Genomic DNA, 24,690 nt, shown 5'->3' with positions numbered 1-24,690 from the left:
ATCCGGTACTACTGCCCTACCGGGGTTTCGCGTTCTGACGTCATGTCATAGAGCTGATATTTACGGCCTAACATCTGGCCGCCATCACGCGTGAGAGGCGTCCACGAGACTACCGCCCGGTTGCGATTTGGGCCGATCGTCATCAGATCAAGCGGGATCGAGATGTAGAAGCCTTTGCTAAAGCCACCTTCGCCATAATCCTCTTTCGAGACGTTGGTCAGCGCCGCCCAGACGCCTACCGTCACGCCGCTGTCGAATCGCTTCGCGACGTCGAGGGTGGCGCCTTTATCCTTCGCCAGGTACTGCCCGACGCTCAGCTTCATTAGCACACTGTTGAGCTTCGCCGGGTTCCAGTAGGCGGTGATAAATCCGGTTGGCACGCTGTAGTCGGTGAAGCGCATCATGTCGTCCCAGTCGCGCTGCTTGACGTAATTCGCATCCACGCCCAGCGCCCAGTCGCTATCCAGCGGGCGCCAGAGCGCCTCTGCTCCCACGCCGCCGTACATGGTTTCGAGGTAGCCGCCATAAATCTGGGCATAGAAGCCGTTCCCCAGCGCATCGACATAGTTGGCTTGTAAGTTGTTGATGTAGACGTCATTGCTGACATAATCGCGAATATGGGTTCTGACGCGCGGCAGGCTGGAGTCAGCGGGAAGTAGCGAGGATTTGAACTTGTCGTAGTTGTTATAGAGGTTGGCGAACACGCCGCCGTCGAGCAGCAGACGATCGGTCAGCCAGTAGCTGGCGCTGGCCATCACCCCCACCTGGAACATATAGAAATCTTCCGGACCGCCCAGCGACTGCGCCAGCGTCGGTTTAACGCTGTAGCTGAAGCGATCGGCGCGAATACGGTAGCCACGCCCGAATGCTGTGGTATCCACAGGCTCGACGCGCTGCTGCCTGAGCGCCTCCTCCTGGCCGAGCGGCTGCCCCGCCAACTGTTTGCGCAGGCTGGCGACATCGGTTTGCGTCGTGACCAGCGGCAGATGATCACGCTGCTGGGTGATAGCGATCGTGTCGACCCCGTCGGGCAGGTTATTGATCAGAATACGGTTGGCACGATCCACCGCTTCGCGCGGATCGCGATAGCGATACTGTTCGCCGGTCATGTATAAGGTATTGCCGTGCTGAAGGATCTCCGGCGCATCGAAGCCTGCGTTGTACTTAAGCGCGGTGAGCTGGTTCGCCGCAGAGGTATAGTCCAGCGTCTCGCCTGCCGGTGCCGGTTGCCAGGCCGGTTTCGGGTTATCACGCAGCGCGGGGCGCAGGTCGTTAAAGTTGGTCCGCAGGGTGAAGCCAAACATCAGCGTATTGCCGCGCTCGTAGCTGAGGTTGAGATCGGCCCAGTCGGCAACGCGATAGACCGCCCCCACGTTAATATGGCTCGACTGCTTAATGGAGCCGGCAAAATCATCGGCATAATTGTTGCCGTCATACTCAAGCTTCAGGCGCAGGGGCTGCCAGGGCGTCTGATACTGGAGGCCGCCAAACAGAGACGCCGGACCACGAAACATATCGCTAAAGCTGATATCTCCGGCATCATGCGACTCGCCGCGGGTGCAATACTTATTGTTGTCATGGCAAAGCGGGTTACCCACGTTGTCGCTATTACCGGGATATCCCCAGGCTATTCCAAAGGTAAAATCGACCGGTCCGGCCATTTTACTGGCAACCAGATATTCACCATCGAACAGGCCGGTGCCTGCAATATCACGCTTGCCGAGCGCCACCTGCGGCAGGCTATAGTCCTCTTCCCACAGACGAACTTTAAAGTCGAACGACTTATCCTTGTAGCTTTGATCGCCGCTGAAATCCTCGTCGCTGCTGTATTTACGGGTGCGGACGTCGGTATAGCGAATTGTCCCTTCCAGCCACGGGAAGAGCACGACCGAAGAGGAGTAAAAACGGTACTGGTTGTTATCGCGGTAGTTGACGCTGAATTCCCCTTCCCGGCCAAAGCGCGCGTCGGGCATTTGCATCAGGCCGGTGCCGCCAAAATCGGACTGTGACGGTCCGGTCGGATCGGGCCAGGTACGCAGCTCCGCGTGGCAGGCAGAAGAGATCGCCAGAGCAAGGCCGCTCAGTAAAAAAAGTTTGTTCATCAGTCAGGTATCCGCCGCGTCAGGAGCGCAACGATTTGCTCATTCAGACCGGTAAAATCGTCCGGTACCGCCCGGGGATCAAACCCCACCCACAGAACAGCGCCCGGCTCTGCTTCAATATGGCGTGCGTTCCAGTACGCCACCGGCGCAACAACCGTACTGCCGTCAGGATCGATAACGGTTACGTTATTCCTGTCGGCGCCGGCCAGCCGCAACTGCCCCTGTAAGTAGTCCCGGATGCTTGCGCCCGGTCGCCAGGCCCGTTTCCCCGGCGTGACGACCGCCCCCATCAGCGTGACGGTACGGGGCGCAGGAGAGAGCCACAGATCGTAACGGCCCTCAAGGGAGCGATCGCCGCGGGCGTCGGTACGCACGGCATCTGGGTCGAGGCTGACAAACTGCCGCCCGACGATCCGCAGGGAGCGGATCTGTGCAGCGACAGCGCGAATGGTCGCGATCCGCTCGTCATCGGCGCGATTCTGCCAGGCTGAAAGCGACGCCAGCACCTGCTGTTGCGTCTGTTGCGCGCGCAGCGTGGCGGAAGGGGTTGCGATGACAGCCCCCTGCCACCAGACGTTGTTCAGCTGCGGCTGGGTGACCAGCCGGGAGAGCGTATCAGCCGGTTCAGCAGACCACGTTTTGCCCGGCTGATGCACGGTAACGACGCTTGCGCATAGGGCGGACAGGCTGAAGAGAGATAGCCCTACGCCAGGTAACCATTTTCTGAGTCTGTTCATGGGGCGGGCTTCAACATCGTCATGGCGACAGGGAATACGCCCGCGCCGAGCATCTGTTCGCTCTGGCGTACCTGGCCGGTAGCGGAATCAATCCAGAAGGTGTTATGCCAGCGACGATCGAGGCCGTCGGCCTGCACCGCCTCCTGCCAGACCTGACAACGTAGCGTGTTTCCGGCAAGGGTCAGGTTTTCCGTCCCGCTCAGGGAGAAGCGCGAGGTCAGGTGTGCGGAGCGATACCGCCCCTCTTCCTGCCAGCGCACATCACGCGACCACTGGCTGCCGTCGCGGAGCTGCGGCGTGTGGCGCAGCGGATCGTGCTCAAGATTGGTTACCTCAAGCAGGTTATAAGGAAGCTTGAGCGTGTGGATAAGGCGACCGTTATGCGTGACGATCATCGCATTATCCTGCGATAACCATTTACTGTTTCCCTGTTCGATGTATCCGAGAACCACCAGGATCCTCGGGCCATTATCCAGTCGCAGGTACATGGTTGAGTATGGGAGCGCCTGAATCTGCCCGTCCGTTACCGTCACATCCTGGCGCCCGTCCAGGCTGGCGTTAAAGGTCTCAATAATGCTCTGCTGGCTCGGCGTACACCCCTGGATCAGCAGAGTCATGATGAGCAGAATAAACAGTCTCACCAGAAATCCTTGATTAAATAACATTGAAATCAATTAAATACCCGGCTTTGATATCGACGCCGGGTCAAGTCGTTGCGCTGTTCAGCGCAAGGCTATATCGCCTTGCGCACCAGCCTTAGCGGGTAACTGTCGTCGTGGAAGTACCATTGCTTGAGTCATCGCCACTGTCGCTTGCCGCGACAACGGCTAACGTCGCTACGCCGGCAATCGCAGCGGTGGTGACAACAGCGGTTGTCCCAATCGCCCCTGCCGCCAGTCCCCCCGTAGTGCCAGCGGTAGTTCCCACCGTTGCTCCGGTTGTTGTTCCGGTTGTTGCTGCGCTGGTGCTACCTGCTTCGGTGGTAGCGCCTATAGCAGGCAAGGCAGTCGCCAGCGTGAGTGCCGTCAGCACTGTACAAAGCGTCCTTTTCATTTTTGGTCCTCATTCAAATGAAGGAAAATATGAGCACCTGGAAACCAGGTCCCGGTTAACGGGCATAAAGCCCGGGGCTGAATTCCGGCCCGACAGGGACGGAAAATCATCCATGTAAAAGCCCTGGGCTCTGAACACCAGCGCATATAAACCGCCAGGATATATTTCGGTACCCTTAATTGCTTCAATTGGAGTTCAGATAGTTAACTCCCTCACGGGGTGCAAAAAGAAAGGAAAACGCAGAAGTGATGCAAAATGCACCCCAGCGGTAACTACCTTAAAAATTTTGGATAAGATAATTCTTATAATAATTTGACGCAATGATTTCCGGCAGAATAAATATGACCAATTGTTAACCAGAAAAAACTCAAAATATTATTAATTAAAAATTTAACCAACTGATATTAAAAGAAAAACCACGTCAAGCACACAGACTACATCACCTATAACGCCTTCATTACCGACTAGTGTTCTCGATTAATAATGATTGAGATCAATTAAACCAACCTCTCGAGAAAAATAAAAACACAAGCAGAGCAAACCCTGAAATCAGGATCGGGAATAATATTTCCTCAAAATATATTTATCATGAATAATTCATTTATATTCATAATTATTGCGTATATAAACCGCGTCTCATAAATACGCTATTTCACGGCAGCGAAAATGTTTTCCTCCCTCGCCAGTCTGTTCAGGAGCGCACGCAGATTAAAATCCACCGATGTGCTCTGCGGCCAGCCACTTTGCCAGGGCATCAATCTGAGGCTGATGCAGCCAGTTTACGATCTGGCGGGCTTTCTCCTGCCCGACACCCGGTAGCATCCGCCACTCCGCTTCGCTTCGCTGAATCAGCGCCTGCCAGGTGCGATCCCCTGCCGCCTTGATCGTCGACCGGGCCAGTGGTATTCCCATCGCGGTGATCCAGCGGATAAAAGGACGCTCCCGCGCCAGGTTAAACTGATGCCACAGCGCAGCGCCATGCGATGCCGATATCCCCGGCGTCGCGGTGAGCTGCGTCTGCGTGAGCTGTAGCCAGGAGAAGAGGTGCTCAAACCGATGCCCCTGATAGAGGGTCCGCCATCCTGATTCGCCCATACCTTCGATATCTAACGCCTGCCTGGAACTTAGCCACGTCAGCCGGGCAAAAAATTGCTCCATGCACTCCGGGGAGGCATAGAAACAGGTTAAGCCGTTATAGCGCGATGAGGGCGGCTGTGGTTTACGGCGATCCACATTGCGCCACACCACGTTATCCAGCCGGGGAATACCTTGTCCCGCCAGGCTTACCAGCACCTGATCGCCGGGGGCAATATCCAGCCTCTGCCAGCGGTTAACTGACCCTAAGCTGACGCGCTGTACGCGTTTATCGTCGAGCATCAGCGGCTCAAGCTGCGCAATCGCGGTGATCCGCCCGGTACGGCCAACGGTAAAGTGAATCGCTTTGACTTCCGTCACCTGGGCCACAGGAAGGTATTTCCATGCGACGACCCAACTTCCTTCCCCCGGCAGCCACTCCTCGCCCGGCGGCTCTGCCGAGGCGCGGACCACGATGCCATCCGTGGCGAAGGGCAACGAAGCCTTAAACCAGGCCGTCCGCTGCGCTTCCACGTCAGCCGCGTTTTTAACCGGCAGGGTATAGCGCGCCGTCAGGGTAAAACCAGCCTCCGCCAGCGCGGAAAGGCGTGCTTTCATCACTTTTGGGCCGTTCGGCCAGGCCCAGATAAAAATGCCTGTCTGCTTCAGCGCTGCGCGATCGGTCGCGCGCATCATCGCCCCCGCTACCTTCGCACGCGCGTTCATCCCCCCCATCCGCTGCTGGATATGCCCCTCGCGCAGCAGAAAAAGTTCCCCCTGCAACACGCTGTTGGCAAGCGGCCCGGCCAGTGTTTGCGGAATAGCGGGGATCATTCGCGCCTGTGCCGTCCACTCTTCCCCCTGTAAGCCGTCGCCCCGGCTGATCGCCTGCGCCAGCTTGCCGTTTTTGTAGACCAGGGTGACCGCAACACCATCCACCTTTGGCTGTACCCAGAGATCCTGCTGCGTCGCCATTCAGCGGCTAAGCGCCTGCTTGCTTTCTACTTTATGCACGCCGGTATGGGCGAAGGGATGCTTCACCGTCCCGCTGGCGGCAGGGCGATCGTCGTGCAGCGGCTCATCGTGAAAACAGCGCTGCCACTGTTTTAAGCGGCCGTTAAGCCTGTCGTAAACGTCGTCGCTCACCTCGCTGCTGCCCTGCTTCCAGTAATCTTCATTCCAGCGGGTCAGCTGCGCCTTCAGGGCCGCGATCTCCTGCCCGGCTTTAGCCGGTGACCAGACCGGGCAGATAGCCATCGCCCCGCTGCTTAAGAAGATCATCAGTATGCTTATCCATTTCACCATTATTACCCCTCCCTGTTTTGCGAAGGGTATACCCTGCCCGGGAGCCGCAGACCAGCTGCAAAAATGCATTTTACGAGCGCGCTTCAGCGCATTGTTTTTGTTGCAGCAAAAGGAAGGTAAAAGCTGAAAACGGCACGCAAAATTTAATCATCCGGGGGAAAAAGTGTGACAAAGACTACGTCACACAGCGGCGACGTGTATAATAAGCCCGTATGTAGGACTTCTTCGTTAACACATACAAAAGACTCTCATGGCTCAAGGCACGCTTTATATTGTTTCTGCCCCTAGTGGCGCGGGTAAATCCAGCCTTATTCAGGCACTGTTAAAAACCCAACCGTTGTACGATACGCAGGTTTCTGTTTCTCACACCACGCGAGCACCGCGTCCGGGTGAAGTGCACGGTGAACATTATTTCTTTGTAAATCACGACGAATTCAGAGCGATGATTGGCAGAGACGCGTTTCTTGAACACGCAGAAGTATTCGGTAACTACTACGGTACTTCGCGTGAAACCATTGAGCAGGTTCTGGCGACCGGCGTGAACGTGTTCCTGGATATCGACTGGCAGGGCGCGCAGCAAATTCGTAAGAAAATGCCTGATTCGCGCAGTATCTTTATTTTACCGCCATCGAAAGATGAACTGGATCGCCGCCTGCGTGGTCGCGGCCAGGACAGCGAAGAAGTTATCGCGAAGCGTATGGCGCAGGCTGTTGCAGAAATGAGCCATTACGCGGAATATGATTACCTTATTGTGAATGATGATTTTGATGCCGCGCTGAGCGATCTCAAAACTATCCTTCGCGCAGAACGCCTGCGTATGAGCCGCCAGAAGCAGCGACATGACGCATTAATCACCAAACTGTTGGCAGACTGAACCCACTTTCAGTATCATGCCCAGTCATTTCTTCACCTGTGGAGCATTTTAAGTATGGCACGCGTAACTGTTCAGGACGCTGTAGAGAAAATTGGTAACCGTTTTGACCTGGTGCTGGTCGCCGCGCGTCGCGCTCGTCAGATGCAGGTAGGCGGTAAAGATCCGCTGGTACCGGAAGAAAACGATAAAACCACCGTTATTGCACTTCGCGAAATCGAAGAAGGTCTGATCAACAACCAGATCCTCGACGTGCGTGAGCGCCAGGAGCAGCAAGAGCAGGAAGCCGCTGAATTACAAGCTGTTACCGCTATTGCTGAAGGTCGTCGTTAATTAAACCTGCGGGTCGCCCTTGTATCTGTTTGAAAGCCTGAATCAACTGATTCAAACCTACCTGCCTGAAGACCAGATTAAGCGTCTTCAGCAGGCGTATCTCGTTGCACGTGACGCTCACGAGGGCCAGACACGTTCAAGCGGTGAACCCTATATCACGCACCCGGTAGCGGTGGCCTGTATTCTGGCCGAGATGAAACTCGACTACGAAACGCTGATGGCCGCCCTGCTGCATGACGTGATTGAAGATACCCCTGCCACCTACCAGGACATGGAACAGCTGTTTGGCAAAAGCGTTGCCGAGCTGGTGGAAGGGGTCTCTAAGCTTGATAAGCTGAAATTCCGCGATAAGAAAGAGGCGCAGGCCGAAAACTTCCGCAAGATGATCATGGCGATGGTGCAGGATATCCGCGTCATTCTCATCAAACTCGCTGACCGCACCCACAATATGCGCACGCTGGGCTCACTTCGCCCGGATAAACGTCGCCGCATCGCCCGTGAAACCCTCGAAATCTACAGTCCGCTGGCGCACCGTTTAGGTATTCATCACATTAAAACCGAGCTGGAAGAGCTGGGTTTTGAGGCGTTGTACCCGAACCGCTATCGCGTGATTAAAGAGGTGGTGAAAGCCGCTCGCGGTAACCGTAAAGAGATGATTCAAAAGATCCTCTCTGAAATCGAAGGGCGTTTGCAGGAAGCGGGCATTCCGTGCCGCGTGAGCGGTCGCGAAAAGCATTTGTACTCTATCTACTGCAAAATGGTGCTCAAAGAGCAGCGTTTTCACTCGATCATGGATATCTACGCGTTCCGCGTCATCGTCCACGACTCAGACACCTGTTATCGCGTGCTGGGGCAGATGCACAGCCTGTACAAGCCGCGTCCGGGGCGCGTCAAAGATTACATCGCCATTCCAAAAGCGAACGGATATCAGTCTTTGCACACCTCCATGATTGGCCCGCACGGTGTCCCTGTTGAGGTGCAGATTCGTACCGAAGATATGGATCAGATGGCGGAGATGGGTGTCGCGGCGCACTGGGCTTACAAAGAGCACGGCGGCGAAAGCAGCACCACCGCGCAAATCCGCGCCCAGCGCTGGATGCAGAGCCTGCTGGAGCTGCAACAGAGCGCAGGTAGCTCGTTTGAATTTATCGAGAGCGTTAAATCCGATCTCTTCCCGGATGAGATTTACGTTTTCACGCCGGAAGGGCGCATTGTCGAACTGCCTGCGGGCGCGACACCGGTCGACTTCGCTTACGCCGTGCATACCGATATCGGCCACGCCTGCGTAGGTGCCCGCGTCGACAGGCAGCCTTATCCGCTGTCGCAGCCGCTCTTCAGCGGACAGACGGTGGAGATCATTACCGCGCCGGGGGCACGTCCTAACGCCGCCTGGCTGAACTTTGTCGTGAGCTCAAAAGCGCGCGCAAAAATCCGCCAGCTGCTGAAAAACCTTAAGCGCGACGACTCCGTTAGCCTGGGGCGTCGTCTGCTCAATCACGCGCTGGGTGGCAGCCGCAAACTGGCAGAGATCCCGCCAGAAAACATTCAGCATGAGCTGGAGCGTATGAAGCTCGCCTCGCTGGATGACCTGCTGGCAGAGATTGGTCTCGGCAACGCCATGAGCGTGGTCGTGGCGAAGAATCTGCAACAAGGCGAAACGACAGCCGTTCCTGCCACCACGCAAAATCATGGTCACCTGCCGATCAAAGGCGCTGACGGTGTGCTCATCACCTTCGCCAAATGCTGCCGTCCTATCCCGGGCGACCCGATTATTGCGCACGTCAGCCCGGGTAAAGGGCTGGTGATCCACCACGAATCCTGCCGTAACATCCGTGGCTATCAGAAAGAGCCTGAGAAGTTCATGGCGGTCGAGTGGGATAAAGAGACGGCGCAGGAATTTATCACTGAAATCAAGGTGGATATGTTCAACCACCAGGGTGCACTGGCGAACCTGACGGCAGCGATTAACACGGCCTCGTCCAACATTCAAAGCCTGAATACGGAAGAAAAAGATGGCCGCGTTTACAGCGCCTTTATTCGCCTGACCGCCCGTGACCGCGTGCATCTGGCCAATATTATGCGCAAGATCCGCGTGATGCCGGATGTCATTAAAGTCACCCGTAACCGAAACTAGCATTATGAATTCAAAACGTTACGAGCGAATCTGCGAAATGCTCGCCAGGCGTCAGCCTGATCTGACGGTCTGCATGGAGCAGGTCCATAAACCTCATAACGTCTCTGCTATCGTCCGCACCGCAGATGCCGTCGGCGTGCATGAAGTCCACGCCGTCTGGCCTGGCGCACGTATGCGTACCATGGCCTCCACCGCCGCAGGCAGCAACAGCTGGGTATCAGTGAAAACTCACCAGACTATTGGTGAAGCGGTCTCGCACCTGAAAGGGCGTGGTATGCAGGTTCTGGCAACCAACCTCTCTGCTAAAGCCGTGGATTTCCGTGAGATCGACTACACCCGTCCGACCTGTATTTTAATGGGCCAGGAGAAAACGGGGATCACGCAGGAAGCACTGGATTTGGCCGATCGGGACATCATCATTCCGATGATTGGCATGGTCCAGTCACTCAACGTGTCGGTCGCCTCAGCGCTGATCCTGTATGAAGCGCAGCGCCAGCGTCAGAATGCCGGAATGTACGAGCGCAGCAACAGCTTGCTGCCGGAAGAGGAGCAGCAGCGCCTGCTGTTTGAAGGTGGCTATCCGGTGCTGGCTCGCGTTGCGAAGCAGAAGAAATTGCCTTACCCCCACGTCAACGCGCAGGGCGAAATTGAAGCCGATGCCGAGTGGTGGTCCACCATGCAGTACGCGGGATAAATCATGAAAGGCCGCCTGCTGGACGCTATACCGCTCAACAGCCTGACGGGCGTGGGCGCGGCACAAAGCAGTAAACTGGCGAAGATTGGCCTGCACACCGTGCAGGATCTCCTGCTCCACCTCCCCCTGCGTTACGAAGACCGTACTCAGCTTTATAAAATTGGCGATCTGCTGCCCGCTATTTACGCCACCGTTGAAGGGGAAGTGCTGAACTGCAACATCACCTTTGGCGGACGCAGGATGATGACCTGCCAGATCAGCGACGGCACCGGTATTCTTACCATGCGCTTTTTCAACTTCAATGCGGCAATGAAAAACAGCCTTGCCACTGGACGACGCGTACTTGCGTACGGTGAAGCCAAACGGGGCAAATACGGCGCGGAGATGATCCACCCGGAATACCGCGTGCAGGGCGATCTCAGCTCACCTGAGCTACAGGAGACGCTCACGCCGGTCTATCCAACCACTGAAGGCATTAAGCAGGCTACGCTGCGCAAGCTCACCGACCAGGCGCTGGAGCTGCTCGATACCTGCGCCATTAACGAGCTGCTGCCGCCGGAGCTGGCGCAGGGCATGATGAGCCTGCCAGAGGCGTTGCGCACCCTGCACCGCCCACCGCCAACGCTTCAGCTTGTTGATTTAGAGAGCGGTAAACACCCCGCCCAACGGCGTCTTATCCTTGAGGAATTACTGGCTCACAACCTGAGCATGCTGGCCCTGCGCGCAGGTGCGCAGCGTTTCCACGCGCAGCCATTAAGCCAGCGTGATGAGCTCAAAGATAAGCTGCTGGCCTCACTGCCGTTTAAACCCACCGGCGCCCAGGCGCGGGTGACCGCCGAGATCGAACGCGATATGGCGCTGGATGTGCCGATGATGCGCCTGGTGCAGGGCGATGTGGGTTCCGGTAAAACGCTGGTCGCCGCGCTGGCCGCTTTGCGCGCTATCGCCCACGGCAAGCAGGTGGCGCTGATGGCACCGACGGAACTGCTGGCCGAGCAGCACGCCAACAATTTCCGTAACTGGTTTGCCCCGCTGGGAATTGAAGTGGGCTGGCTGGCCGGGAAGCAGAAGGGCAAAGCGCGCCTTGCGCAGCAGGAGGCGATAGCCAGCGGGCAGGTGCAGATGATTGTCGGCACGCACGCCATTTTCCAGGAACAGGTGCAGTTTAACGGCCTGGCGCTGGTGATTATCGACGAACAGCACCGCTTTGGTGTTCATCAGCGTCTGGCGCTGTGGGAGAAAGGTCTGCAACAGGGCTTCCACCCGCATCAGCTGATCATGACCGCCACGCCGATTCCGCGCACCCTGGCGATGACGGCCTATGCCGATCTGGATACCTCCACCATCGACGAACTCCCCCCGGGTCGTACGCCGGTGACAACGGTCGCCATTCCGGACACGCGCCGCAGCGACATCATTGACCGCGTGCGCAACGCCTGCACCCACGAAGGACGTCAGGCTTACTGGGTCTGTACCCTGATTGAAGAGTCTGAGCTGCTGGAAGCGCAGGCTGCCGAAGCCACATGGGAAGAGTTAAAGCTCGCCCTGCCGGAGCTGAACGTCGGTCTGGTTCACGGGCGCATGAAGCCTGCCGAAAAGCAGGCGGTGATGCAGTCGTTCAAACAGGGTGAACTGCATTTACTCGTTGCGACCACGGTTATCGAAGTGGGCGTGGACGTGCCGAACTCCAGCCTGATGATTATTGAGAACCCGGAGCGCCTGGGCCTGGCGCAGCTCCACCAGCTACGAGGCCGCGTGGGCCGTGGCGCGATCGCCTCTCACTGCGTGCTGCTCTACAAAGCCCCGCTGTCGAAAACCGCGCAGATGCGTTTGCAGGTATTACGCGACAGCAATGACGGCTTCGTCATTGCGCAAAAAGATCTGGAGATCCGCGGCCCGGGTGAACTGCTGGGCACGCGTCAGACGGGTAACGCCGAATTTAAAGTGGCGGATTTGTTGCGCGATCAGGCCATGATCCCCGAAGTACAACGCCTTGCGCGTCATATTCATGAACGCTACCCCGAACAGGCGGCAGCGTTAATTGAACGCTGGATGCCGGAAACCGAGCGGTATTCCAACGCCTGACGATCAGCCAAACATCGGCAGCATCAGGTAGAGCTTAATGACCAGCGCGTTGACGATATCAATGAAGAATGCCCCCACCATCGGCACCACCAGAAACGCCATGTGCGACGGACCGAACCGTTCAGTGATCGCCTGCATGTTTGCGATGGCCGTTGGCGTTGCCCCCAGTCCAAACCCACAGTGACCCGCTGCCAGTACCGCCGCATCATAGTTTTTGCCCATCATGCGCCAGGTAACAAAGATGGCATACAGCGCCATAAACACGGCCTGTACCGCCAGGATCGCCACCATCGGCAGCGCCAGCGAGGCCAGTTCCCACAGCTTGAGGCTCATCAGCGCCATCGCCAGGAACAGCGACAGGCTGACGTTCCCCAGCACGGACACTGCGCGCTCAAAGACGCGGTAGAAGCCCATCTGCGCCAGACCGTTGCTCAGGATCACCCCGATAAACAGCACGCAGACAAAGGTTGGCAGTTCGAAAGCCGTTCCCGCCAGCCATTGCGCAACGATTTTGCCCACGGTGAGGCAGATAGCAATCATGGCGATGGTTTCAATCATCACCAGCGAGGTGATGCTGCGGCCAACGTCCGGTTTTTCAAACGCGGTCGGCACCATTTCATCGTCTGGCCTGCCTTCCGGCGTGGTGGAGTGTTTCACCAGATAGCGCGCCACCGGGCCGCCAATCAGCCCGCCAAGCACCAGGCCAAAGGTCGCGCAGGCCATCGCCACTTCCGTTGCGTTTTCAAAGCCATAGCGTTCGATGAACAGCTTGCTCCACGCCGCGCCAGTTCCGTGGCCACCTGACAGGGTAATCGACCCCGCCAACAGACCCATCAGCGGATCCAGCCCCAGCAATGACGCCATACCGATGCCGATGGCGTTTTGCATCAGAAGCAGGCCCACCACAACAATCAGAAACACGCCCAGCACCTTGCCACCCGAACGCAGGCTTGCGAGGTTAGCGTTCAGGCCGATAGTGGCAAAGAAGGCCAGCATCAACGGATCTTTCAGGGACATATCAAAATCGATTTCCCAGCCCATGCTTTTTTTCAGTACCAGCAGGGCCAGCGCCACCAGCAAACCACCGGCGACGGGTTCAGGAATGGTGTACTTTTTCAGAAAGGAAACACTGTGTACCAGCTTGCGACCAAGCAGAAGAACCAGCGTTGCGGCAACAAGGGTCGACAACGTATCGAGATGAATCATAAAAGGCTCCTGTTATGCGCGTATTCCATACACACGCGGCGTTATCCTGGGCCGGGTGATGCTCGTCATGAGCCGCCGGCGCGAAAAGTGTAATTTTTTTTTCCTGTTCGTTGTAGAAAAGCTGCTCACACCGGCAGATTTTCTCTCTTTTTTTTGCTGGCAATCGTTTGCTTTTACCAGGTGGTCAGCTAAAATGCCCGCTTTTCCACCGTGGGATTGCCGCCGATGTCTGTTAACACTCTGGAGTCTGCTGATGCGCAACCGATTGCGCAGAAGCAAAACAGCGAACTGATTTACCGCCTTGAAGATCGTCCCCCGCTGCCACAAACCCTGTTTGCCGCCTGCCAGCACCTGCTGGCGATGTTCGTTGCGGTCATTACGCCGGCTCTGCTGATTTGCCAGGCGCTAGGGTTACCGGCGCAGGATACGCAACACATCATCAGTATGTCTCTGTTCGCTTCCGGCGTGGCCTCCATCATTCAAATTAAAGCCTGGGGTCCGGTGGGTTCAGGTTTGCTGTCGATTCAGGGCACCAGCTTTAACTTTGTGGCTCCGCTGATCATGGGCGGTACGGCACTGAAAACCGGCGGCGCAGATGTCCCGACGATGATGGCGGCGCTTTTCGGCACCCTGATGCTGGCAAGCTGCACAGAGATGTTCATCTCCCGCGTTCTGCACCTGGCGCGCCGGGTGATTACCCCGCTGGTCTCCGGCGTGGTGGTGATGATTATCGGCCTGTCGCTGATTCAGGTGGGTCTGACCTCCATCGGGGGCGGCTACGCGGCAATGAGCGACCATACCTTCGGCGCGCCGAAAAACCTGCTGCTGGCAGGCGTGGTGCTGGCGATCATTATTCTGCTTAACCGTCAGCGTAACCCGTACCTGCGCGTGGCATCGCTGGTGATCGCCATGGCGGCCGGTTACCTGCTGGCGTGGGCGCTGGGTATGCTCCCGGAGAACACCACCCCAACCAACAGCGCGTTGATTACCGTGCCAACGCCGCTCTACTATGGCCTGGGCATTGACTGGAGTCTGCTCCTGCCGCTGATGCTGGTCTTTATGATTACCTCGCTGGAAACCATTGGCGATATCACCGCCACCTCCGACGTGTCCGAGCAGCCGGTCTCCGGCCCGCTGTACATGAAACGTCTTAAAGGCGGCGTGCTGGCGAACGGACTGAACTCGTTTGTCTCGGCGGTGTTCAACACCTTCCCGAACTCCTGCTTCGGCCAGAACAACGGCGTGATCCAGCTGACCGGCGTGGCCAGCCGCTACGTGGGCTTCGTGGTGGCGCTGATGCTGGTGGTCCTCGGCCTGTTCCCGGCGGTAAGCGGATTTGTACAGCACATTCCCGAGCCGGTGCTGGGCGGCGCGACGCTGGTCATGTTCGGTACCATCGCGGCCTCCGGCGTGCGTATCGTCTCCCGCGAGCCGCTGAACCGCCGCGCAATCATGATTATTGCGCTGTCTCTCGCCGTAGGGCTTGGCGTCTCCCAGCAGCCGATGATTTTGCAGTTTGCCCCGGACTGGGTGAAAAACCTGCTCTCTTCCGGCATCGCCGCGGGCGGTATTACCGCTATCGTGCTGAATCTCATTTTCCCGCCTGAAAAGAACTGATCCCCACACGGCAGGCTGTCAATGCCTGCCGTGACATCTCTTTACACCATTCCCGCCTTGAGCATTGCGCATAAATCGTGCATAACACCCTTATGTGCGTTTCGCGGGAAGGAAGACCATGAAATTTATTGGAAAGCTGCTTATCTATCTTCTGGTAGCCCTGCTCATTGTAGTGCTCGCCTTTTATTTTCTGCTCCAGACCCGCTGGGGCGCATCGCAGGTCAGCAGCTGGATCACGGTGAATACCGATTACGAGCTCAACTTTGACCTGATGGATCACCGCTTTTCATCCCCTTCTCACATCCTTCTGGAAAACGTTACCTTCGGACGAGATGGCAAACCGGCCACGCTGGTCGCTAAAAAAGTGGATATTGGCTTAAGCAGCCGCCAGATCACCGACCCGCTGCATATGGATGCCATCACCCTGTTCGATGGCACGCTGAATTTATCGCCGCAGACGGCGCCGCTGCCGTTCCAGGCCGACCGTCTGCAACTGAATAACATGGCCTTTAACAGCCCGAATACGGAGTGGGATCTCAGTGCGCAAAAGGTGACCGGCGGCGTCAGCCCGTGGCAGCCCGAGGCGGGGAACGTACTGGGGAAAAATGCGCAAATCCAGATGAGCGCCGGGTCGCTCACCCTCAACGGCATACCGGCCAACAACGTGCTGATTCAGGGACAACTCAACGGCAAAGAGGTGGCGCTGAATACCATCGGTGCCGATATGGCGCGCGGCTCGCTTACGGGCTCGGCTCTGCGTAATGCCGACGGTGGCTGGGTTATCAACACCCTGCGTCTGAATGAGATCCGCCTGCAAAGCGACAAATCGCTGCTGGATTTCTTCGCCCCTCTCTCCACCCTGCCTTCGTTACAGATTGGGCGGCTGGAAGTGACCGATGCCCGTCTACAGGGGCCAGACTGGGCGGTAACCGACCTCGATCTCAGCCTGCGTAACCTCACCCTGAGTAAAGGTGACTGGCAAAGCCAGGAGGGACGGTTATCCATGAACGCCAGCGAATTTATCTACGGCTCGCTGCATCTGTTTGACCCTATCCTGAACGCGGAATTCTCCCCGCAGGGCATTGCGCTGCGTCAGTTCACCTCCCGCTGGGAAGGGGGCATGGTGCGCACCTCCGGCAACTGGCTGCGCGAGGGTCAGGCGCTGGTGCTGGACGACGTTGCGATTGCCGGGCTGGAATATACGCTTCCGGAAAACTGGAAAACGCTGTGGATGGACCCGCTCCCGGCATGGCTGAACAGCGTGACGCTGAAAAAATTCGGCCTGAGCCGCAACCTGGTGATCGACATCGATCCGGCGTTCCCGTGGCAGATCACCTCCCTCGACGGTTATGGCGCTAATTTGCGGCTGGCGCAGGATCACAAGTGGGGCGTGTGGGGCGGTAACGCAACCCTCAACGGGGCGGCAGCGACCTTTAACCGCGTCGACGTGCGTCGCCCGTCGCTGGCGCTGAATGCCAACGCCGCAACGGTAAATATTACCGACCTGAGCGCCTTTACCGAGAAAGGGATCCTGGAAGCGACCGCCACCGTGTCACAGCTGCCACAGCGACAAACCACCGTGAGCCTGAACGGGCGCGGTGTACCACTCAACGTTTTGCAGCAGTGGGGCTGGCCAGTGCTGCCGATTGCGGGCGACGGCAATATTCAGCTCACCGCCAGCGGAAGCGTGCAGGCGAATGCGCCGCTGAAGCCGACGGTGAACGGGAAGCTGAGCGCGGTGAATATGGATAAACAGCAGGTGCAACAGACGATGACGGGTGGTGTGGTGTCGACGGTGGCTCCGGCACAGTAAATAGCCGGGTGGCGGCTTCGCCTTACCCGGCCTACGATCTCATGTAGGCCCGGTAAGCGAAGCGCCACCGGGCATTTTTACGGCTCAGAGGTGCACCACCACCTCATCCCCCTCCGCTTTCACCACCACACCCCACTCGCTGCCCGCATGTGAACCGCCTTTTACGCCGCCGACCTTCTGCACGTTGCGCAAGCACACCGACCAGTTTTGCGCATCTCCCGTGCCGGTAAAGGTCACGACGTCGCCCTGACGTGACGCCTTCAGCGTAAACAACACGGAACCGTCCGCCGCAGGCACTTCACTCACCGCCGTTGCGCCATCGCTCAGGTTGAAAAGCTGGAAGGCCGTCCCCTCGTGCCACGCATAGTCCGGCTTCTGGTTATTATTGCCGAGCGCCAGCAGCGTGTTGTCGCGCACATAGACCGGCAGGCTCATGAAATCGTGCTGCTGCTTATGCCAGCGGCTACCCTCGATTTCGTCGTTGTGCCACAGGTGCGTCCAGCGCCCTTCCGGCAGGTAAAACTGCACATCGCCCGCCTCGGAGAACACCGGCGCCACCATCATTGAATCCCCCAGCATGTACTGACGGTCAAGATAGTCACACGCCGGATCGTCCGGGAACTCCAGCATCATCGCCCGCAGCATCGGCGTGCCGAACTCACGCGCCAGAGCCGCCTGACGATACAGGTACGGCATCAGCTGGCATTTCAGCTGCGTGAAGTGGCGCACCACATCGCAGGACTCGTCATCGTACGCCCACGGCACGCGGTAGGATTTGCTGCCGTGCAGGCGGCTGTGGCTGGAGAACAGCCCGAACGCGCACCAGCGTTTGTAGACGTGCGCCGGAGCGGTGTTTTCGAACCCGCCGATATCGTGGCTCCAGAACCCGAAGCCGGACAGGCCAATCGACAGCCCGCCGCGCAGGCTTTCGGCCATCGATTCATAGTTGGCGTAGCAGTCGCCGCCCCAGTGTACCGGGAACTGTTGCGCACCCACGGACGCGGAGCGGGCAAACAGCACCGCCTCTTCTTCTCCCACCGTCTCTTTCAGCACGTTCCACACCAGCTCGTTATAGATGTAGGCGTAATGGTTGTGCATCTTCTGCGGATCGGATCCGTCGAACCACTGCACGTCCGTCGGGATACGCTCGCCGAAATCGGTCTTGAAGCAGTCGACGCCGATCTCCACCAGGCCTTTCAGTTTGTCCGCATACCACCTGCACGCGTCCGGGTTGGTGAAGTCGTAGATCGCCAGCCCCGGCTGCCATTTGTCCCACTGCCACAGGGAGCCGTCCGGGCGCTTCAGCAGGTAGCCCTTCTCTTTCAGCTCGCGGAAAATCGGGGATTTCTGGCCGATGTACGGGTTAATCCACACGCAGACCTTCATCCCTTTCTCTTTCAGGCGGCGGATCATGCCTTCCGGATCGGGGAAGGTCACCGGGTCCCACTCGAAGTCGCACCACTGGAAGGCCTTCATCCAGAAGCAGTCGAAGTGGAACACGTGCAGCGGCAGGTCGCGCTCGGCCATGCCGTCGATAAAGCTGTTTACCGTGGCTTCGTCGTAGTTGGTGGTGAACGAGGTGGTCAGCCACAGGCCGAACGACCACGCAGGCGGCAGCGCCGGACGGCCAGTGAAGCGGGTATAGCGGTTCAGCACTTCTTTCGGCGTCGGGCCGTCGATCACAAAGTACTCGAGATATTCCCCTTCCACGCTGAACTGCACTTTGGACACTTTCTCGGAGCCGACTTCAAACGAGACGTTTTCCGGGTGATTCACCAGCACGCCGTAGCCGCGGTTGGTCAGGTAGAACGGGATGTTTTTGTAGGACTGCTCGGTGCTGGTGCCCCCGTCGCGGTTCCAGGTTTCGACCGTCTGACCGTTGCGCACCAGGGCGGTGAAGCGCTCGCCCAGGCCGTAGACCGTTTCCCCCACGCCCAGATCCAGACGTTCAAACACATAGTTGCGATCGGTATTGCTGTCCTGTACGTAGCCGTTGTTTTTCAGCTGGCTGCCGGTAATGCGCTGGCCGTTGCGCAGGAAATCCAGAGCCCAGAACTCGCCTTTGGTAACGCGCACGCTGACGCTGCCGCTTTTCAGCTCGGCAAATTCGGCGTTGTTTTCAATCTCAACTTTTGCATCCTTCAGAACGTTCAGCGGATAGTGCGGGCCGTTGTTCAGCGTGCCCTGGAAGTGCTCGATGCGCACCCCCACAATCCCTTCCTGCGGAGCAAACAGGCGCACCGTGAACATCAACGTGTCGAGCTGCCAGGTGCGTTCGCGCACGTCACGCGGCGCCACATACACCACCAGGTCATTGCCCTGCTGCTCCACGTCGAATACCTGCACCGGACAGGTCACGTTCAGGCCCGGTTGAATAAGCCAGTTTCCATCACTGATTTTCATGCTCTCGTCCTCTTAGTTCTTTAATTCTTTGCTGACCGGCAGGTTTTCAAACTCCTGCTGATTACGGCGCGCGCCCTGTGCCAGCTCGCCCAGGATTTTGGTCAGGAAGGGGGTTTTCAGCGTGTAGTAGCGTTTGGCGATGATGGCGCTCAGCACGTAGCAGACCGCCGGGGCCAGGGTAAACAGGCCGATAATGATGCTGATGGTCGCGCTGTTCTGGGTTTTGGCCGCCGCGTCGTAGCCGCCGCCTGCCAGCATCCAGCCGATCATCGCCCCGCCCAGCGCCAGGCCGAGCTTCAGCACGAACAGCGTGCCCGCAAAGCTGATGCCGGTCAGACGTTTGCCGTTGGTCCATTCGCCGTAGTCGACGGTATCGGACATCATTACCCACTGAATCGGCGTCACCAGCTGGTGCAGCACGCCGATAACGAAGATGAAGCCGAACATCAGCACGGTGGCATGCATCGGCACGAAGAACATCGCCACGCTGACCACCGCCAGCGCGGCGTTGGTCCACCAGAAGATGCTCACCTTGCACTTCCAGTCGGTGAGCGGTTTCGCCAGCGCGGAGCCGATCAGGTTACCGACGCAGTAGGTGGTGAGGAAGGCGACGAACACCTCCGGCGAGCCCATGATCCAGGTGCAGTAGTACATCATCGCGCCGCCGCGCACGCAGACGGCGAGGATGTTGAGGATGGTGAGCACGCCGACGATACGCCACTGGTCGTTTTGCCAGATGTCGCGCAGATCTTCACGCATGGAGGTGGTGCTCGGCGGCACCTGGATGCGCTCTTTGGTGGTGAAGAAGCAGAACGCCAGCATCAGGAACGCGACCACCGACAGCACGGCGATCCCGCCCTGGAAGCCGAACGCTTTATCGTCGCCGCCAATCAGGTTCACCAGCGGCATCATCAGCACCGTAGAGAGCATGCCGCCCGCCGTCGCCAGCACAAAGCGCCAGGACTGGAGGGAGATACGCTGCGTCGGGTCGTTGGTGATCACGCCGCCCAGCGCGCAGTACGGGATGTTGACCACGGTATAGAGCAGGGTCAGCAGCGTGTAGGTGATGGCGGCGTAAACCATTTTGCCGTTGAGGCTCAGGTCCGGCGTGGTATACGCCAGCACGCAGACGATGCCGAACGGGATAGCGCCAAACAAAATCCATGGACGGAACTTGCCCCAGCGGCTGCGGGTGCGGTCGGCAATCAGCCCCATGCACGGGTCGGAGATCGCATCCAGCGCGCGGGCCAGCAGGAACATGGTGCCGACAAACCCGGCGGGAATACCAAAAATATCGGTGTAGAAAAACATCATATAAAGCATAACGTTATCAAAAATGATATGGCTGGCGGCGTCTCCCATGCCGTAGCCAATCTTCTCTTTTACTGACAGTACATCGCTCATATTTTTATCCTTCACGCTGTAGGGGGCGCTGAGACCGGTTACCGTTTTTTAAACCATTGTTTCAGGAGCGGGTATTGCGTTTTCTGGTTAAGAGATTACGTTTCTTGTTTTTTGTGATCGGGATAAAAGTTGATGAGCACGAAATGCTAACCTGAGGATTTTCTTAAGAATTAGCTGAAACAGGGGGATTCAGGTCAAAAGAGAGGTGAAAAAAGTGGTGTGGGGTATGTGGTAAATGCCTGAAAGTAGCTATAATGCGCCCCGCCTCCATGTAGCAATGCAGGCGCGGAAGATCGTCATCTCCGGTGAGGTGGCTGGACTTCAAATCCAGTTGGGGGCGCCAGCGTTCCCGGGCAGGTTCGACTCCTGTGATCTTCCGCCAAATATTTTACCTACTTCAACGTATCATTCGTTTTGAGTTTTTAATTAATATTTTTACAAGCTCATCTAATTCTTTTCTTAAAGCAGCAGATTTTTCATCGAAAACAATTATGTCTATGGGCGGATTATTATATTGCTGCTGTATCATGAGACTGCCGAGTAGATTGGCTATTAAAGTATTATCTGCAAATCTCATTTTTAAAAGCTTACGCATACCAGAAGCCAAAAGATCTATAACTTGCAAACCGTCATTTTTCATTGAATCCTCATAGCTAATGTCATCCCGTAATATTTTTTGGATGTTAAAAGCGCGGCTATTAGCTAAGGATGTTTTTTTCTCGATCAGATAATTAGGTATCTCTCCTTCATTATAAATAAACTCTCTCATATATTTATAGTTAAAACCATTCACTATACCTAAAGGGTTTTCAAGGGTATACATTTGCAACAAAGCTGGTGAAAATTTTTCAAATATCAACTCATACTTAGTTTTGTGAGACGGCTGTTTTTGATCTAAACGCCATTTGAATTTTTTTAACGTCTGTGGTTGTCGTTGTGCATAGTAATTTACAGATTGGGAGATTATTGTATGCACTAATCTTATTTGGCACATCAACTGAATATAAAGTGGGAGAGATACAGACAATAATTCTTTTGCCATCAAATGTTGAGCAAGTTTTCCCTCGTGATAACGCATCTGCTCAATACTATTTACTATGGTTTTCACATGCGTATCTTTATGATTTTCGATAAAGCTTTTATTATTATAATATGAGTCTGTTACAACACAAAAAAGACTACCGTTCAGCTGCGAAATTTCTTGAAGAAACAAAATATAGTTACTTTCACTAATGTTAACTAATTTTATCTCTTGTCTGCCCAAACCATTCCTTTTTTTTAAATTATTGAGGGCATTCCTATATTTCCTTTTTTCAGTTTCCGGACAAATATAAGCAGCAACTACACTCCAAGAATTTTCTAGTTCACTTTCAGGAGTAAATGAACCTGATTCATCAATTAATATTTCCATATTTACTACTCTCTTTGGCTAGATAATAATCTTAACCTACAAGCCTCCTTCACCCATTTACTAAAATTCCCTTTCCCCGCCGCCTTCTCGATCTGCTCCAAAAGCTCATCCTCGAAACGTATGTTCTTCATCGTGCTCTTAGTGCGGTCAAAATTTGGTTTCTTTTTCTCTTGCATGGTAGGTACCACTTCGGTTAATTTATTCGCACGTGGTACCTACCACATGGATTCGGAATTTTGACAACGCCCAGCAGTGTTGGAGCACTAAAGGGCGTCTAACCTCACCAACTATCAAGGAGTTGATTATGGCTGATTCGCATTCTACCCCAGACACCGACCAATCCGGAACCGAGCGTTCGTTAATTGTGGGATACCGCCCGAATGTTTTCGACAAATCTACACCAAAAATCATCCTTTCCGGCAAGTGGCTGCGCGCGGCGGGGTTTGATACCGGACAGCAGGTCACGGTAAAGGTCATGAAAGGATGCATCGTTCTGGTGGCGTATAACGAGCAGGAGCAAAGGATTCTGGACGATTACAAACGCACTAAAGCAAAGTTATGCCAGATCGAGAACACGCTGGCGAGCCTGCAATTATCATAACCGTTCCCGCTGTTATCAAGTTGGCTGCTGGGCATGCAGCCAACATAAAAAACAATATAGAATGCCAGATTTCTTCCATAACATCCAAAAAGCAATCGAACCCAACATGTAATGCTAACTTACAAGTTCAATATTTGATGACATTCATCATTTCAATACCTGATGCTATTTTTAATTAGCATTTATCTTACGATGGCAACGAAATCATAATTCAATGTTATAATTTTTGGAAATATATTTGAGAAACTTATACATCGCAAAGAGCAATTTTAAGTCCCACTTCCATATTTTATTTTCTTTTCTATTTTGAAATAAATGTCACAAATTAAATCCATAATGAAGCGTAGTTTCCCTCAGTCTATAAAAGGAGATTGAGATGGCTATACCTGTTTACTTATGGCTTGAGGACGATGCAGGCCGGAGAATTAAAGGCTCTGTCGATGTAAAAGATCGCGAAGGCTCAATAGAAGTTATTGAATTTATGCACTCAATCGAACAACCTATTGATAAGCACTCCGGAAAAATCACTTCAAAACGTATTAGTAGCACCTATGCATTCATGAAAGAGATTGATTCCTCATCCTCATATCTATACAAGGCCTTGAGCACTGGACAAACACTAACAAGAGCAGAATTTATATTTTACAGGATCAACTATAACGGGCTCGAAGAGGCTTACTTTAAGACAACTTTAGAAAATGCAAGAGTAGTTCAAATTGAACCACTCATGTTTGACATTAAACTACCGCAAAACGAACGCTATACACATTGTGAATATGTAGATCTAACATATGAAAAAATAACATGGCATTACATAGATGGAAACATCATTCATTCTGATACCTGGAAGGAACGCGCTTAAGGAGAAAGTATGTCCTGGGAATATAATGTAAAAGAGCACAAATTTTATCTTGATGGTGTTTATCAGTTCGATGCAGATTATGCAGGAGCAAGTGGTTACAAAAACGATCCATCTCAAGAATGTGTAAAAAACAGTGGGCCTCTACCTCGAGGGAAATACACAATTGGTTCCCCTCATAATTCTGCCCACACAGGAAAATATACCCTCAGCCTCACGCCCTACTCGACAAATGATATATGTGGCAGAGACTCATTTAAAATTCATGGCAAAAGCAGTTTGCACCCTGATGACTCTTCAGAGGGCTGCATTATTGCTCCTTTGAGTGCGAGAAGAAGCATCTGGAAAAGCAACGATACGGTGTTGATTGTCAAATGAAGCGTTTAATTTGTTCATTGCCATTACTCGTTGCAGTCAGTTCGCACGTCTCAGCATCTGAAATGACCGGCTTCGCAACACAGTATTACGATGAAGACGGCTCGCTGACGGAAATTTCAACCATAGTGCCCCTTTCCCCGACCATCACGATCGGCAAGAAAACGGTTCAGATGGAAGTTACTCATCTGTCTCAGATTTTCAGTACATACGTGGAGAAAGACAGCTCCGCGCACTGGATCTGCCTTCATGACGACGATGGCACCAATTATTGGTTCATTTCAGATAACGAAATGGGTGCAGGGCTGTTAACTGCGCTAGCCATATCCAGGGATGGCATCCATAAAGAGTGTGTGAATACAACGGAACGAGTCAGTGTCTCAGTCTCTGGCGTTCCATTGTTAAATGCCACTCACGGGGATTTAGTTGAATTGTTCGGCAAAAAAGCAATCGGCAACAGAAAAAAGATCCTGCTTTATCAGGAGACACCTGTACAGGATGGATTTGTTCAGAACAATACCGTCTCTTATTACTTTGATGGCGAAAAATTGCGCGGCGTAATTATCGGGCAAATAACCAGTAACTAGCTTGCAGGCTCCCTCTTTTACAGAAG

Annotated in this window: 20 protein-coding genes, 1 tRNA gene and 1 pseudogene; 12 read left to right on the top strand and 10 right to left on the bottom strand. The window is 55.0% G+C overall.

All coding sequences use genetic code 11. From position 1 onward, the window contains the following. Window positions 1-8: 8 nt before the first annotated feature. From SK53_RS17755 to ligB, 5 genes and pseudogenes are all read right to left on the bottom strand, one after another. Window positions 9-2,102, bottom strand: a complete 2,094-nt coding sequence (locus tag SK53_RS17755) for a YjbH domain-containing protein (RefSeq protein ID WP_072163320.1) — start codon at window positions 2,100-2,102, stop codon at window positions 9-11. Then, window positions 2,102-2,839 (bottom strand): capsule biosynthesis GfcC family protein, encoded by a 738-nt coding sequence (locus SK53_RS17750; RefSeq protein ID WP_023323967.1) that lies wholly within the window; start codon window positions 2,837-2,839, stop codon window positions 2,102-2,104. Before SK53_RS17750 ends, SK53_RS17755 begins: the two co-directional genes overlap by 1 nt. Next, window positions 2,836-3,480 carry a YjbF family lipoprotein gene (locus SK53_RS17745; protein WP_022650141.1) on the bottom strand — a complete coding sequence of 215 codons (645 nt, stop codon included), beginning with the start codon at window positions 3,478-3,480 and terminating at the stop codon, window positions 2,836-2,838. Before SK53_RS17745 ends, SK53_RS17750 begins: the two co-directional genes overlap by 4 nt. A gap of 115 nt (window positions 3,481-3,595) precedes the next feature. Next, complete coding sequence (locus SK53_RS17740; protein ID WP_022650140.1) at window positions 3,596-3,892, bottom strand: hypothetical protein; 297 nt, start codon at window positions 3,890-3,892, stop codon at window positions 3,596-3,598. 708 nt (window positions 3,893-4,600) lie between these two features. After that, window positions 4,601-6,271, bottom strand: a pseudogene (gene ligB / locus SK53_RS17735) (NAD-dependent DNA ligase LigB). 250 nt (window positions 6,272-6,521) lie between these two features. On the opposite strand from ligB, the gene gmk reads away from it, so the two are divergent. Genes gmk through recG form a run of 5 tightly spaced genes read left to right on the top strand, consistent with a single transcriptional unit; the run spans window position 6,522 to window position 12,388 of the window. Next, window positions 6,522-7,145, top strand: coding sequence for a guanylate kinase (gene gmk, locus SK53_RS17730; protein WP_006177710.1), 624 nt, complete (start codon window positions 6,522-6,524; stop codon window positions 7,143-7,145). 54 nt (window positions 7,146-7,199) lie between these two features. Further along, window positions 7,200-7,475: a DNA-directed RNA polymerase subunit omega gene (gene rpoZ / locus SK53_RS17725; protein WP_000135058.1), complete on the top strand. Its 276-nt coding sequence runs from the start codon at window positions 7,200-7,202 to the stop codon at window positions 7,473-7,475. A 19-nt stretch (window positions 7,476-7,494) separates the two neighbouring features. Beyond that, window positions 7,495-9,609, top strand: a complete 2,115-nt coding sequence (gene spoT / locus SK53_RS17720; protein ID WP_003860921.1) for a bifunctional GTP diphosphokinase/guanosine-3',5'-bis pyrophosphate 3'-pyrophosphohydrolase — start codon at window positions 7,495-7,497, stop codon at window positions 9,607-9,609. Window positions 9,610-9,613: 4 nt separating this feature from the next. Continuing rightward, a complete protein-coding gene (gene trmH, locus SK53_RS17715; protein WP_048209850.1) occupies window positions 9,614-10,303 on the top strand; it encodes a tRNA (guanosine(18)-2'-O)-methyltransferase TrmH in 690 nt (229 codons plus the stop codon). A 3-nt stretch (window positions 10,304-10,306) separates the two neighbouring features. Next, window positions 10,307-12,388, top strand: a complete 2,082-nt coding sequence (gene recG, locus SK53_RS17710; RefSeq protein WP_015570052.1) for an ATP-dependent DNA helicase RecG — start codon at window positions 10,307-10,309, stop codon at window positions 12,386-12,388. 3 nt (window positions 12,389-12,391) lie between these two features. Here recG and gltS read toward each other — a convergent pair whose 3' ends face one another. Beyond that, window positions 12,392-13,594 carry a sodium/glutamate symporter gene (gene gltS / locus SK53_RS17705; protein WP_006812438.1) on the bottom strand — a complete coding sequence of 401 codons (1,203 nt, stop codon included), beginning with the start codon at window positions 13,592-13,594 and terminating at the stop codon, window positions 12,392-12,394. A 225-nt stretch (window positions 13,595-13,819) separates the two neighbouring features. Between gltS and xanP the strand changes: the two genes are divergently transcribed. Together xanP and SK53_RS17695 are read left to right on the top strand one after the other, a co-directional pair. Further along, a complete protein-coding gene (gene xanP / locus SK53_RS17700) occupies window positions 13,820-15,211 on the top strand; it encodes a xanthine/proton symporter XanP (RefSeq protein WP_003860925.1) in 1,392 nt (463 codons plus the stop codon). A 118-nt stretch (window positions 15,212-15,329) separates the two neighbouring features. Beyond that, window positions 15,330-17,024: an AsmA family protein gene (locus SK53_RS17695; protein ID WP_045332970.1), complete on the top strand. Its 1,695-nt coding sequence runs from the start codon at window positions 15,330-15,332 to the stop codon at window positions 17,022-17,024. Window positions 17,025-17,108: 84 nt separating this feature from the next. Here the strand turns inward: SK53_RS17695 and yicI are convergent, their stop codons facing one another. Next, the gene (gene yicI, locus SK53_RS17690; RefSeq protein WP_048209849.1) at window positions 17,109-19,427 is read right to left on the bottom strand and encodes an alpha-xylosidase; all 2,319 of its coding nucleotides are present in this window, start codon (window positions 19,425-19,427) and stop codon (window positions 17,109-17,111) included. Window positions 19,428-19,439: 12 nt separating this feature from the next. Continuing rightward, complete coding sequence (locus SK53_RS17685; RefSeq protein ID WP_048209848.1) at window positions 19,440-20,831, bottom strand: glycoside-pentoside-hexuronide family transporter; 1,392 nt, start codon at window positions 20,829-20,831, stop codon at window positions 19,440-19,442. Between the two features lie 287 nt (window positions 20,832-21,118). On the opposite strand from SK53_RS17685, the gene SK53_RS17680 reads away from it, so the two are divergent. After that, a tRNA-Sec gene (locus tag SK53_RS17680) sits at window positions 21,119-21,213 on the top strand. Between the two features lie 15 nt (window positions 21,214-21,228). Here SK53_RS17680 and SK53_RS17675 read toward each other — a convergent pair. Together SK53_RS17675 and SK53_RS22970 are read right to left on the bottom strand one after the other, a co-directional pair. Beyond that, complete coding sequence (locus SK53_RS17675; protein WP_023323950.1) at window positions 21,229-22,242, bottom strand: DUF3800 domain-containing protein; 1,014 nt, start codon at window positions 22,240-22,242, stop codon at window positions 21,229-21,231. Between the two features lie 5 nt (window positions 22,243-22,247). Continuing rightward, window positions 22,248-22,418 carry a YlcI/YnfO family protein gene (locus SK53_RS22970; protein WP_065186978.1) on the bottom strand — a complete coding sequence of 57 codons (171 nt, stop codon included), beginning with the start codon at window positions 22,416-22,418 and terminating at the stop codon, window positions 22,248-22,250. A 128-nt stretch (window positions 22,419-22,546) separates the two neighbouring features. On the opposite strand from SK53_RS22970, the gene SK53_RS17670 reads away from it, so the two are divergent. The 4 genes from SK53_RS17670 (at window position 22,547) to SK53_RS17660 (ending at window position 24,664) form a co-directional block, all read left to right on the top strand. Next, window positions 22,547-22,843: a SymE family type I addiction module toxin gene (locus tag SK53_RS17670; RefSeq protein ID WP_032660962.1), complete on the top strand. Its 297-nt coding sequence runs from the start codon at window positions 22,547-22,549 to the stop codon at window positions 22,841-22,843. A gap of 376 nt (window positions 22,844-23,219) precedes the next feature. Then, window positions 23,220-23,705: a type VI secretion system tube protein TssD gene (gene tssD / locus SK53_RS17665; RefSeq protein ID WP_048209847.1), complete on the top strand. Its 486-nt coding sequence runs from the start codon at window positions 23,220-23,222 to the stop codon at window positions 23,703-23,705. 9 nt (window positions 23,706-23,714) lie between these two features. Beyond that, complete coding sequence (locus SK53_RS22965; RefSeq protein ID WP_075262539.1) at window positions 23,715-24,080, top strand: tlde1 domain-containing protein; 366 nt, start codon at window positions 23,715-23,717, stop codon at window positions 24,078-24,080. Then, window positions 24,077-24,664: a hypothetical protein gene (locus SK53_RS17660; RefSeq protein WP_023295690.1), complete on the top strand. Its 588-nt coding sequence runs from the start codon at window positions 24,077-24,079 to the stop codon at window positions 24,662-24,664. The genes SK53_RS22965 and SK53_RS17660 overlap by 4 nt, the downstream gene beginning before the upstream one ends. Window positions 24,665-24,690: the final 26 nt, after the last annotated feature.

Source organism: Enterobacter sp. MGH119 (assembly GCF_001037675.1).
Classification (GTDB): Bacteria; Pseudomonadota; Gammaproteobacteria; order Enterobacterales; family Enterobacteriaceae; genus Enterobacter; species Enterobacter hormaechei_C.
Note: the sequence above shows the minus strand (reverse complement) of the source record. Positions and strands in the feature narration are given on the sequence as shown.